The sequence below is a fragment of the Sphingomonas sp. MMS24-J13 genome (assembly GCF_044905095.1).
Taxonomy (GTDB): domain Bacteria; phylum Pseudomonadota; class Alphaproteobacteria; order Sphingomonadales; family Sphingomonadaceae; genus Sphingomonas_I.
This window is the reverse complement of sequence record NZ_CP173258.1, coordinates 1,176,659-1,189,727: the sequence shown is the minus strand read 5'-3', so window position 1 is coordinate 1,189,727 and position 13,069 is coordinate 1,176,659. Positions and strand designations below refer to the sequence as shown.

Below are 13,069 nucleotides of genomic sequence, written 5' to 3'. Positions count from 1 at the left end.
CCTATATAGGCCGGCGAAGATCGCCAGTCACCCCAAGGAAGCGAGATACTCGGCGCGCCGATCGGCGGCCCAATGCGCACTCTGCAGATCATGCACCGTCCGAATCTCGGCGATGTGCCAGCCGATATCCTCGCGCGACGCGAACGACTCCGCATGCTGGCGGTGGCGGCACAGCAAATCGGGGACGAACACCGCGCTGCGCCCCGCTGCTGCGGCGCGCAGGTAGAGCAGCCAATCGAACGCGAAACCGAGCTTTTCGAGCGCGTCGCCATTGGTGCGGATCAGGTCGAGCAAAACCTCGCGCCGCCACAGGACCGAGCTGATCGTGAGGATCGGGTTCTTGACGACGAAATCGGAGGCGAGCAGCCGGTCGGCCGCGATCTCGCCGCCGCCGGCGATGTTCGCGCCGATCACGCCCGCGGGATAATCGCTATGATCGGCGATGATGCGATCGTTCACGTCGATCCATTCGACCGCGACAAAAGCATAGGCCGCTCCAGGCGCCTGTTCGAGCGCCTCGACGCAGCGCTCGATCATCGTCGGCGCGACCCAGTCGTCGCCTTCGGCGATATGCAGATATTTGGCGTCCGACGTGGCCGCGATCTCGGCCCAGGTGACGAACAGCCGCCCGTCATTAGCCGCCGCTTCGACCATCCGCACGCCCAGCCGCTCGGCCACCTCGGCGATGCCGACATCGCCGCCATCGGTCGAGGCGATATCGAAATAGGTGACCGCACGCGGTGACAATGTCTGCCGCGCGATGCTGCCGATCCGGCTCTCGGCGAAGCGGCCATGATTATGGCCGATGATGGCCACGTCGACCACCGGCGGCGTATAAAGCTCGCGCAGCAGATCCCGCACATAGATCGGCCAGTCGAATTGCTCGGCCGCCCATAGCGCGCGCTCCTCGGACCGGCCGAGCGCGCGCGCCGCGCGCACCGCGTCGAGCAACGCCGCCGGATCGCCCGTCGCGGCGAGGATGCCAAGCTGCGCATCCGCGCCGATCAGATCGGAAATGCCGCCGGTGGCGGCGATCGCCGCCACCGGCAGCCCGCACGACCAGGCCTCGATTGCCGCCGAAGGCAACGGATCCTCGCGCGAGGGCAGCAGGAACACGTCGGCCGCGCCCATCAAAGCTTCGATTTCGACACGGTTGGGCAGGAGGATCAGGTGGCCACTCGCGGACAGGTCGGCGATGCGCGCCTCCAACATAGCCTGGGTCCGGCCATCCCAATCACCCTGCCAGACGAAGATCATGGCCTCGCCGGCATTGCGCGCCGCCTCGGCGGTCGCGACGAACAGGTCGGCGCCCTTGCGATGATCGGCATAGCCCAACGCGGCGACCACGCACGGCCCTGGTGCGAGCCCGATTTCGGCGCGAGCAGCCGTCGCATCGAGCCGCTCGACCCGCCGGTACTGGCCCTGCGATCGCACCATGATCCTGTCCGGGGGAATACCGGCCCCCTCGAGCATTCCGGTCATCGCCGGGGTCGAGGCCACGAAGCGCCGGACCCGATTGCCATTGGCCACCATCGCCGGTGCCGCATCGAGCGAAGCGAACATTTCGGGCAGCTCGTGGATCAGCTGGATCGCCTTGATTCCCACCGCGGCCAGGGCGCCCAGGATCGGCGCCGAGGCGGCGCTGTTGACGATCGCGTCGGTGAAGCCTCGCCGGACCAAGGTCGCGGCCAGCAAAGCCGCATCGCCATGCACCACCTGCGTTTCCGCGACATCGCGATAGGCCCGCAGCAGCCCGTCATAACCCGGCCCTGCGCGGAGCAGCAGGAACAGCACGTCGACAGCGAAATCCTGCTTCAACGTGCGGCCGAGATTGAGCAGCAGCGTCTGCGATCCGGCGGGAAAGGCGTCGTGGCCGATCAGGACGATCTGACGCCGCACGCCCTTCTTCTCGGCATGCAGCACCCTCTGGACGACGTTGAGATAGGCATGGCCGAAACGACGATCGGGTTCGAGATAGGCCCCCTCGCCCCACTCGTTCCAGGCATTGATGCACACGATCGGGGGCCGGCCGGCATCATCCTCGGCCGCCTCGACCAGCGCCTGCAGCCAGCGGCGGAACTTCTCGGGGGTCGATCCATGGACCACCGACGCAGCACCCTGGCGGCGACTGTCATTGTCCCATGACGGGAAGCAGCTGCGGATGATCGGATAAGGCGGCTCGGGCAGGTTGAGCGCGCGATCGACGATCGCGTCATAGTCCCACACCTTGAGCAGAGGATTATTGCCGAAGCCGCGCTCGGGCATGTTCAGGCGCAAGGTGCGGCTGATCTTGTGCGGCGGGAATTCGAGCGCGCCGTCACAGCCGAACGCGCGCGGATCCTCGTCTTCGAACGTCTGCGCCATGTAGATCAGGGGATTCTCGCCGAGCAGGGCGAATGCCGCGCGCAGCTGATCGAGCCAGTGGGCTGCGTCCGGGATCATGCTGGTGCGGTAGATGGCGAGCAAGGGCCGGCCATCGATCCGGCGGTAGCGCGGATCGCGGAAGTGCCGGACCAGATCCTCGGCGAGGATTTCGGGCATATCCGGCGGATAGGTCTGCTCCAGCAGGATTTCGGACGCGCTACCGTCCCAACGGCGCGACCATGTCTCGTTGGCCCAGATCAGGAAGAAGCCGGTGTCGAGCGACGGATCGGCCAGGAAGCGCTCGAGCGGCTTCTCGAGCAGGCGCCGGCTGCCGAAATGGTAATAATAGAAAGCGAAGCCCGCGAGGCCGGCCTGCTGCGCCATCGCCACCTGGCGCTCCATCACCCCCGGATTGTCGAGATCGTAGAACCCGAGCGCCGACGGAATGCGCGGCTGGTAATGGCCGACGAAGCGCGGCGCCCCGCGCACGACATTGTGCCATTCGGTGAAGCCTTCCCCCACCATGCGTCGTTTTCGGGCACGCGGTGATATTGGGTGAGGTAGAAAGCATAGACGTCGCAGGCGCGGCGCGTGCCCTCGGGCGATGGCGCCGCCTGCGCCTCGGCGGCGCGTGACGGGCGATGGTTGGCGCGGATTTCGTCCTGTATCAGCTGGATCGCCGGCACGTCTTCAGCCACGCTCTCGACGTTGAGATGGCGCCAGCGCAGCATCAGTTCGCGGAACATCTGCATGTTGCTGCCGGAAAGATGGTAGCGCTCGCGCAGTTCGAGCCAGCTGAAGCCCTCCGACGGCAGCCGGCCCTCGTCCGCCCCCGAACGGATGAAGTGGAGATAGGCGTCGACCCCGGCCGCCGTCACATCGGCGTGGGCCGCGCGATAATAGGCGTAGTCGAAGAAGCGGTTGGGATTGTAGCGCGCGCCGCGCTCGACCGCCTTCATGAAACCGACCAGAGCCGGGGTCGCGCCACCCCCCATCTGCTGGCGCACGAACGGAGGATCGAAGCCGATCATCGGCTGGATCCCCTCGGCATCACCGATCGTGAGATAATGGGCGAGCAGGCAATGCCCTTCGGGCAGGCGCTGGACCTGCAGACGGTACCATGCGGGATCGAAGAAGGGCGATGGGCGCCGGTTCTGGCTCTCGCCGATCGTGATATAGTGATCGATCAGGTCGATGCCGCTGCGCTCGACCTCCGGATTGGTCCGCGCATAGAAGACCGGGCTGAACGCGTTGGTCGATCGCAACAGGCGCTCGATCTTGCGCTGAAGCGGGGTCAGGGGCAGCCGGCGGAGTTCGCTCGCCATCATGCCCTCCGATCATCGCATGCGCGACAGCCCACTCGAACCCCATCCATGGTGCGGCACTTGGCCTGACGGAGGTACCCACCGCAACCCCCCTTGATGCCTATCCGCAGCCGTGGCACCCGCCGCGCTGCACAATGACGGGGGCAACATGGCGCGCGCGATCCTCCATATCGGCACGGAGAAAACCGGGACGACGGCAATTCAGGCCTATCTGGCGGGCAATCGTGCGGAACTGCGCCAGGCCGGTATCATCTATTCGTCGCTTCCCAACGGCGAGAACCACACGGCGTTGGCGATGTATGCGCAGGACGACGACCTGACCGACGATCTGCGGATGGGTGCCGGCATCGATACGCCGGGGAAGCTGGCGGCGTTTCGCGAGACTGTCGAGCAGATCATGGCGGATGAAGTTGCCGCTGCAGCACCGAACAGCGTATTCATCTATTCGAACGAGCATTGCCAGAGCCGGCTGATCAATCCCGGCGAGGTCGAGCGGCTTTACACGTTGCTGCGCCGATTCTTCAAAGACATAGTGGTTCTGGTCTATCTGCGTCGCCAGGATCAGGTGGCAGTCAGCCATTATTCGACCGTGATGAAGGCCGGTTATACCGGCGTCCATGTGATCGATCCGCCGATGATCGATCGCCGTTTCTACGATTATGACGCGCTGCTGGCGCGCTGGTCGAGCGTGTTCGGGCGCGACAAGATGGTCGTCGCGCGCTATATTCCATCGAATTTGGTCGGGGGATCGATCCTTCCCGATTTCTGTAATCGGATGCGCATCCCCAAGCTTCGCCAGATCGACATGCGGCGCAACGAATCGCTCCGACCGCCGCATCAGGAGTTCCTGCGCCGCGTCAACGAGCGGCTGCCACGCTTCGTTGCCGGCGCGTTGAACCCGCGCCGCGGGGATATCGAGAGCTATGTCTCGGCAATCGGCAGCGGCCCCGGCCGGCGCCCATCCAGGGCGACGGCGCGTGCCTTCTACGAAACGTGGACAGCATCGAACGAAGCCGTGCGGCAGGAATATTTCGCCAGTTTCGACAGACTGTTCGACGACAATTTCAACTCTTATCCCGAGGTCGAGGATCCGGCCGAACTCGATCTCGACGATGCGCTGGATATCTCGACGGATATCTGGGCGGCATTGGCGACAAACCGGCCCGCGCCCCGCCCGGCCCCGGTCCTGGCGCCTCGCCCTGCCCCCACCCCGGCGGAGCCCGCTGCGCTCAAGGCGCTGCCCCCACCCGGGGGCGTGCCGCGCACCGGATCCGGGGCGGTCAACGCCGGCTATCAGCGCGACGACCGCAACATCGTCGATTACGAACTCTGGCAGCTCGGCGACCAGCAGTTGCGCGGGCCCGAACCGGATCGCGACCGGCCCTATTTCGCGGCGATCGGCGCGGCCCAGGTGTTCGGCCGCTTCGTACCGACACCCTTTCCCGATCTGATCGCCGAGCAGATCGGCATGGCAGCGCTCAACCTCGGTATGTCGGGCGCGGGGCCGTCCTTCTTCCTCCAGCGCGAGGAGATGATCGCCGCGGCCAATCGCGCCGAATTCGTGATCGTCCAGTTCATGTCGGGCCGCTCGATCAGCAACAGCCGCGCGGTGCTTGCCAACAATCAGGGGGTGATGTGGCTGCGCGATCACCCCGACGCGTCGGCCTATTACGCCGAGGACATCTATCGTCATCTGCTCAACACGCTCAGCCCCGCCGAACTGGCTGAGCTCCGCGCGGAGAATCGCGAGAATTACGTCACCGAGATGCAGGCGCTGCTCGGCCGGATCGAACGGCCCAAGATCCTGCTCTATTGGTCCAAGCGACCGGTGAACTATAGCGAAGGGCTCGACAATCTCGCCGATTACTGGGGGGATTTCCCGCACTTCGTGAACCGCGACGTGGTCGAGACCTTGATCCCGTTCGCGGATCATTATGCCGAGGTCGTAACCGAACGCGGTATCCCGCAGCCCTTGTTCGACATGAGCAGCGGCGCGCCGATCATGATGTGGCCCGAAGACCGTTTCCCCAACGTCCACCAGCGCGAACATAACCATTATTATCCCTCGCCCGAGATGAACGAGGATGCCGCAACCATATTGATGCCCGCAGTCAGGCAATTGATGGGCTCGTCCGGTCGCCCCCGGGCAGAGCAGGCACCGCAGCCGCGCGCCATCCTCGTGCACATGCACATCCATCGCAATGCCGGATCGGCGATCGATCGTGCGCTGCAGGAAAGCTTCGACCATCAATGGCGGACCGTCTCGGCCCCCGATCCGGCTGCTGGAGGCGAAGCCGTCGTCCAGGCTGCCGCAAGCGACGCCGGTCTGCAGGCAATCTCCGCGCATCAGATGCGTTTTCCCCTCCCCGAACGCGAAGGCCTGCGCTTTCAACCGCTCCTGCTGCTCCGCAATCCGATCGTGCGGGCGCGATCGGTCTACGATTTCGAGCGGAGCGAGCAGCAGCGCACGCATTCCGATGCCTTCCATACCCGCATGGCAAACCAGCATGATTTTCGGGGCTGGGTCGAATGGTGCCTGAGCGACACGATCGCCTCCGGCCCGATCGCGAACCTCCAGACGCGGTTGTGCTCGGTGACCAACAACGGCACGCGCATGGACCATTGGAACCACGCGATCACCCTGCGCAACTTCCACGAGGCGAAGACGTTGCTGTCGACCGCGGCGGTCGGAACGATCGAGGATTTCGACGCCTCGCTGATCCGGATCGAGCGCGCGCTGCACCTCACCTTCCCCCGGCTGAGGTTGCTCGCCTATCTCGAAAATGCCGCCGCTGACGAGGGTATCGACCTCACGACGACGGAAGACATGGTCCGCGAGGAATTGGGAGAGGCGCTGTACGATCGCCTGTGCGCGGCCAATGCGTTCGATCTGCTGCTGTGGAAGCGGGCTTTCAATTCAGAGCGATGATACGCGGCGCGAACCGCTTGCTTCTGGCACTCAACCGCCGCGCATGGCCGACAAGATAGCGGGCTGCTGCCGCGCAAAGGACAGGCTCGGCAGGGTCGCAAAAGCCTCCGCCAGCCGCACGATCGCGGGATATTCGGGCGTTGCGGAAAAGCGATCAACGACGCTCGCCAACTCGATCTCGCGCCGGTCGATCGAACGGGGCGAGATCGGGCGCGGTTCGCTCGACACATGCAGGTCGCCGCGCACGCTCGAACGATCGAGATGCTTTTCGAATTCGAATTGGGCGCGTTCCGGTTCCAGCCCGACCATCCGGGTCAGTGCTTGCATACCGTTGATATCGCGCCCGAACGCATCGTAGCCGAGCAGCAGGGCCTTTTGGCTCTCTGCCAAATCGGCGATCCGGCGACAGCTCGAGAGCATGCGCTTGGCCCAAAGCGCAAAGGTCTGCGCATCGATCTCCAGGTCAGCTGCCCCCCACCACTCGCGACGCGCCTGCACTTCGGACAGGAAAGCGTGAAACGGATTGCGCAGGATCACGACCAGATGGCGCGTCACGGTCGGCGGCGCGCCGTCCACCAATTCCTCGATCCGATCGATATAGCGCAGATACGTCGCCGTTTCCTTGACGACGAGGACCGAACCGGGGCGTCCGGCGGGTACGAACGTTTCGACGAAGCCATCGAAGGTCATGCCACAGGTGCTGTCGATGCGCTCCATGTTGGCGTTCCAGGGCTCGAAGACCGCCACCACGTCGGAATGAACGCTCAGTGCGGCGGTGACGACCGTGGTCCCCGATCGCGGCGGCGCGATGATCGCCACCAGTTTCCGGAACCGGTCGGGAGGATTATCGTCTGCCAAACACCCTCCTCGATCAACCCGCACCCCGCATGAACGTGATGCGCCGTGCAGCCATATGGTCATCACCGGGCCGGAACAATGGTCTTGCGCGTCTCGGATTGGTCGATCCGCCATTGCTGGCCATCTTCACCCTGCTATGCGATAGGCCTTGCAGGGCGCCGGTTTCTTTGGGACGGTCGCTATCTCTTCTTGAGCGAGCAGGTACGGACCCGAGCTGACAATGGAATTGGCGAGTATTGGCTTGGGTGGGGCGCTCCTTCGCTGGGGCGATGCCGCCACGATGCCGACGGAGCTCGACATATTCAGCGCCGGCATCCACGTTGCGCGACAGCCGCTGATCCGCTTCGCCCCCAATCGCACCCCCCTGCTGAACCTGATCGACGAACGCCAATTTCTGGCCTCGATCGCCGAGATCACCGTGATCGAAGGACAGATCACGCGCGCGGGCTGGGGCGCCAACGTCAGCGAAGGCTGGTCGGTGGCTGGCGAGGACACGCCGTTCTGTTTCCGCGAGGAGACCGGCGACGTCCGCGTCACGCGCTACGATCTGACCAGGGCGCTCGGCATCGAGCGCATGCTGATCGCGCCCGGTGAGGAATATTATTTCTCGCTCGACCTGGCGCAGCATCGCTGCGGGGTTGGCCTCGTGATGGAATGGATCGATCCTTACGGCCAATCGATCGATCGGCGCGAGGTCTGGCGTGAGTTCGGGCCGATGGGCGGGCCCAATCCGGCCGATTACAGCCCGCTCCTGATCCACGACGAATGCCCGCCCGATGCGACCGGGCTGCGTATCATCCTGATGCACGGGCCGCCGACCGTCCAGCCCGACGCTTATGCCTTCTTCCGCAACCCGCGGCTGACGATGGGCGATCCGCGCCATCGGCCGATCGTGGCCGGCGACGGGCAGGTACCGACCGAGGATGTCGACCGGGTCGCGCTCCTGCCGATCGGCGATGCGGTGCGCGAACATGCGGGGCCGCTGGAGGTGGGCGATGCCGCTGTCCGGATCGCGCTACCCGATCTCCGGGCAAAGCTCCGTCCGGACCCGCCGCCGCTCACCGTGACGAGTCATGGTGCCTATCTCGACATCAATTTCGCAGCCGGTTTCTGGGACGGCGAATTGGCCAGCGTCGTGACGGTCGACGGCATCCTCGCCGGGCATATCCAGCTGCGCACCGGCGCGGCGGGCTCGACCACGCTGCTCCGGCTCTCGCTCGACCTGCTCGATAACCAGCCGCACATGATCGAGATACGCGGCGGCACGCTGGGGGAGCTCCGCCATCGCTCGTCCATCATCCTGTCGGCGATGCAGACGCCGCCCGATATATTCCAGCGCCATGTCACGCGGATCGAGCGCCCGGCGTTGCTGCCGCTGGCGGACCTGCGTTACGAGGCCCTGATCGCGACGATCAAACGGCTCGGCAATGCCGGCACGGTCGATCCCGCGATCCTCGCGCAGATCAGCCTGTGCCACGCGCTGGTGTTGAAGGGCCCGCAGGAAAATGCGGTGCGTTTCGCGCCGCTCGTCCTTCCACGAGGCACCCGGCCGCGCTTTTCGATCATCATCCCCGTTCACGACAAATTCTACTTCACCTATTTCGCACTCTGCGCGGTGATCTACACCTGCGCCGGCCTGCCGTTCGAAGTCGTGGTGGTCGATGACGGGTCGAGCGACCAGACCGCATCGATCGAGGCGATCGTGGATGGCGTGCGGGTCGTCCGCCATCGCGAGGCGCAGGGTTTCGTCGGGGCGTGCAATGCCGGCGCAGCGGCCGCGCTCGGCGATTACCTGATCTTCCTCAACAACGACACCGAAGTGGTCGGCAACTGGCTGGAAGAGATGCAGTTGCCGTTCGAACTGTTCGATCGCGTCGGCTTGACCGGCGCGAAGCTGATCTATCCGAACGGGCGGCTGCAGGAAGCCGGCGGCATCATCTGGAATAACGGCAAGCCGTGGAATTACGGCCGCGACGGCAGTGCCGCCGATCCGCGCTACGGCTATACCAGGCAGGTCGATTATTGCTCCGGCGCGGCGATCATGATCTCGCGCGAGGCCTGGACCGAGTGCGGCGGCTTCTCGTCCGAATTCAAGCCGGCTTATTACGAAGACACCGACATCGCCTTCAAGCTGCGCGCCAACGATCGGCGCGTCGTCTATGCCCCCAAGGCGATTATCGTCCACTACGAAGGCATTTCGAACGGGCGCGATATCGAGGGCGAGGGGCTGAAGCGCTATCAGCTCGTCAACCGCAAGACGTTCGAAGACAAATGGCGGCCGGTTTTCGGCCAGCTTTCGGACGAAGGCGACAGACCGGATCTGGAGAAGGATCGCGGGATCGTCGGCCGAGCGCTGCTGTTCGATTATCAGACCCCGTCATTCGACAAGGATGCGGGCAGCTTCGCCATCACGCAGGAAATCCGGCTGCTTCAGGGCCTGGGCTACAAGGTCACGTTCGCCGCATCGAACCTCGCTTATCTCGATCTCTATACCGAGGCGCTGGAGCGGATCGGGGTCGAGCATCTCCACGCGCCTTTCTTTTCGAGCCTGCCCGAAATCCTCGAACGGCGCGGCAGCGAGTTCGATCTCGTCTATATCCATCGTTATACGACCGGGCTCGGTCTGATCCCGCTCATCCGCCAATTTGCGCCGCAGGCACGCGTGCTGCTCAACTGCGCCGACGTCCATTTCCTGCGCGAGATGCGCGCGGCGCGCATAGCCGGATCGCAGGACGCCTTCGACGAAGCGCTGCGCACACGCGAGGCCGAGATCAAGGTTTTCCGCGAGGCGGACGCCGTCCTCACCTACAGCGAGACCGAAAAGGCGGTGATCGAAACCTTCCTCGATCTCGAGGGATCGGTCTATCTGACGCCGTGGATCGCCGCCGATCCGGGCGCCGCCGTTCCGCTGGGGCAACGCGACGGTGTCTGCTTCATCGGCAGCTACGATCATCCGCCCAATCGTGACGCCATAGAGGCATTCATCGATCAATGCTGGCCGCAGATCCGCGCGCGCAATCCGGCCGCGATCCTCTATGTGGCTGGCAGCGGGTTCGAGCGGCTGGAGCTCAAGGAGCCGGACGAGTCGATCAAGGTGATCGGTTGGGTCGAGGATGTTTCCCTGTTTCTCGCGCAGCGACGGGTGATGGTCGCGCCGTTGCGGATCGGCGCGGGCATGAAGGGCAAGGTCATCGACGCGTTCAACAGCGGCACCCCGACGGTGCTGAGCCCGGTCGCGGCCGAGGGCATGCCGATTTCGTTCGGCTCCGATTCGGGAATCGCAGGGACGCCGGGCGAATGGATCGAGCAAGTATCGGAGCTGCTCACCTCGGATCCGTTGTGGAATCAGCGATCGCAGCGAGGCCTTGCGACGATACGCGAGCGTTTTTCGCTCGAAAACGGGCTTTTGCAATTTTCAGCGATGTTGGACGCGCTTAACCTGCCGCAAATGAGACCGTCGGACGGTGGTGCGCCGCAAGGCTTCGTGCCGCGCGAATCGCTGCGTGATATCGAATTGTTGCTTACCCGCGCGGGATCGGCTGATCATATGCCGTTCGCGCTCGCGGCTGCCGCGGAGTAAGGGGCGAAAATGAATCTGCGCGGTAATGTAGAGATGCTTACGCGGTCCGAGGTCCGTGGCTGGGCGGTCGATCTCGACCAGCCGACGACACCCGCCGCGGTCGAACTGGTCGTGGGCGGCCGGCGCGTCGCCGCCACACGGGCCGTGCAGCCGCGGCCCGATCTCGGCGCGCTCGGTCTCAGCTCCGCCAATATCGGTTTCTCGCTGGCCGTACCCGCAGGGACGATGTTCGATCTGCGTCTGGCCGAAGTGCGGATCGTAGGCGCGAACGCGAAGCTTCCCGGGATGGTCGAGGCAGCGCGCTACGAGGGCGTGCTCGAACAGATTTCGGGGACGCTGATCACCGGTTGGGCGTGGCATTCGTGGATGCCCGAAGAGCGGGTCGACGTCCTGATCCGAAACAGCCAGACCATCATCGGCCGCGTCACCGCCGATCGCCGGCGGGCCGATCTGCTTGGCGCCGGCGTGGGCGACGGGCGCTATGGATTCGAATTCGAGTTGCGCAAGCTGCCCGATTGGCACCGGATCGATACCGCCGCCTTGATGTGCGTGTTCGAGCCCAACGGGGTACCGCTGCACGATCTCCGCCCGGGTATGGCGCGAGCGCCGGTGCTGGTGAACACCAGCCGCACGCTCTATTCGGCACAGGCCCCTGCCCAGCCGGCCGCCGCTGCGTCCAGCCCCGCCCCCGCCATTCCGTCGCCGCGCGCGGCTGAGGTCCCGGCTCCCGCACCTGCCGAGTCAACCGCATCGAGCCGCGTTTCGGCATGGCGCGCGCGCAAATCGCAACGGCCCGCGCCGAACAGGCCCTCCCCGATCCAGCTGGTGAAATTCATTCAGCAAAACCCGCCGGCCCCGGCCGAAAAGCCGCTGAGCCCCGAACTCCTCGAGGCGATGCGCGACGCGCTCAATTTCGGCGAGGACGACCCGTTCGTCTGATCAAGGCCGCCAATACGGCCGCGCGAGCGACCAAGGCAGGGACGGCCGCGCGAAATCCCATGCGCTCCAGCCCCGTTCGATCAGGATTTCGCCGAGCTCGATATGGCCGCCCTCCTCTTCGAACGGGTCGCAGCTTTCCTCGGTTACGGCAACGCTCCGATCGGCAATGCTGAGGACGAGCATACCATCGCGATCCCGAACCGGAGTCACGACCGAACAGAGCTGGACCACCAGCGCGTGTTCCCGTTCATTCTTCGTGCCGACGATCTTCACGACCGTCCGATCGCCCTCGATCGCCAGCCTCGCACCCGATCGCGATCGATTGACCAGTAAAGCGTGCAACCTATCGAAGTGCCCGGTTGCCAGCGCCAGTCGATCGCCCGGGGAAATCACGGTGAAGCGCGCCCGATAGAGGCTCGTCATCTGCAGGATACCCGGCGCTTCGGGGCACAGCCCCGCCAGGCTCAGCCGTTCGAAATTCGGAATCGCGACCGAAACCCGACGCCGCTCGATCGGCGTGCTCATGGCCTCGCCGATCAGCGCCACGATCCGATCGGCAATGGCGCGCTGCATCGATTCCGCCGGGTGGTTGGGATCGCCGTAAGCGGCATCGAGCGCTGCGGGCGAACGGCGGCCCAGATCGTCGAGCCCATCGATCAGATCGAGCAGCATCGCATCGTGGCGTGCCGCCACACCTCGGTAAATCTGATGGAGAAACGGCACCTTCGCGCCGCCCGCGATACAGGGGAGCGACGACTTGCGTGGGATGACGAGCAGCAAAGGCAGGCAGCCTGCGGCGTGGATCATCTGGATCGCATAGCCGAGATATTGTGCGATCGAGGCCGGGTCGATCGCCTCCGCACCAAGGAAGATGTGGTCCATGATCGCCACGTCGAGGATGCAGACATCATGGCCCGCCAGCCACTCGGGCGCCGCGTAGAAAGGCAGGAGCACCGACGGGCTGGCACCGATGCGGCCCATATGCCCGATCTCAATCTCGGGCCGCTGCTTCAGATGCGCGACGAAGCCATTCTGCAAAATCGAGTTCGATTGCCCGATGACCGCCACCCGATA

The 13,069-nt window shown here is 64.8% G+C and carries 6 protein-coding genes; 3 read left to right on the top strand and 3 right to left on the bottom strand.

Translation table 11 applies throughout. The features are described 5' to 3' along the window. Positions 1-27 precede the first annotated feature (27 nt). Positions 28-2,889, bottom strand: coding sequence for a glycoside hydrolase family 99-like domain-containing protein (locus AB4Z44_RS05465; RefSeq protein ID WP_404713058.1), 2,862 nt, complete (start codon positions 2,887-2,889; stop codon positions 28-30). 912 nt (positions 2,890-3,801) lie between these two features. Here AB4Z44_RS05465 and AB4Z44_RS05460 point away from each other — a divergent pair. Then, positions 3,802-6,618 carry a DUF6473 family protein gene (locus tag AB4Z44_RS05460; RefSeq protein WP_404713057.1) on the top strand — a complete coding sequence of 939 codons (2,817 nt, stop codon included), beginning with the start codon at positions 3,802-3,804 and terminating at the stop codon, positions 6,616-6,618. A gap of 30 nt (positions 6,619-6,648) precedes the next feature. On the opposite strand, the gene AB4Z44_RS05455 is transcribed toward AB4Z44_RS05460, so the two are convergent. Further along, a complete protein-coding gene (locus AB4Z44_RS05455; protein WP_404713056.1) occupies positions 6,649-7,476 on the bottom strand; it encodes a hypothetical protein in 828 nt (275 codons plus the stop codon). 280 nt (positions 7,477-7,756) lie between these two features. Between AB4Z44_RS05455 and AB4Z44_RS05450 the strand changes: the two genes are divergently transcribed. Both AB4Z44_RS05450 and AB4Z44_RS05445 read left to right on the top strand, forming a co-directional pair. Continuing rightward, positions 7,757-11,056: a glycosyltransferase gene (locus AB4Z44_RS05450; protein ID WP_404713055.1), complete on the top strand. Its 3,300-nt coding sequence runs from the start codon at positions 7,757-7,759 to the stop codon at positions 11,054-11,056. A gap of 9 nt (positions 11,057-11,065) precedes the next feature. Then, entirely contained in the window at positions 11,066-11,995 is a 930-nt protein-coding gene (locus tag AB4Z44_RS05445) for a hypothetical protein (protein WP_404713054.1), read from the top strand. Here AB4Z44_RS05445 and AB4Z44_RS05440 read toward each other — a convergent pair whose 3' ends face one another. Beyond that, positions 11,996-13,063 (bottom strand): hypothetical protein, encoded by a 1,068-nt coding sequence (locus tag AB4Z44_RS05440; protein ID WP_404713053.1) that lies wholly within the window; start codon positions 13,061-13,063, stop codon positions 11,996-11,998. Between the last annotated feature and the right edge of the window lie 6 nt (positions 13,064-13,069).

Bases quoted from the DNA above. Each gene is read 5' to 3' on its own strand.
- AB4Z44_RS05465 (WP_404713058.1), bottom strand. From the start codon at position 2,889: ATGGTGGGGGAAGGCTTCACCGAATGGCACAATGTCGTGCGCGGGGCG.
- AB4Z44_RS05450 (WP_404713055.1), top strand. From the start codon at position 7,757: ATGCCGACGGAGCTCGACATATTCAGCGCCGGCATCCACGTTGCGCGA.
- AB4Z44_RS05445 (WP_404713054.1), top strand. From the start codon at position 11,066: ATGAATCTGCGCGGTAATGTAGAGATGCTTACGCGGTCCGAGGTCCGT.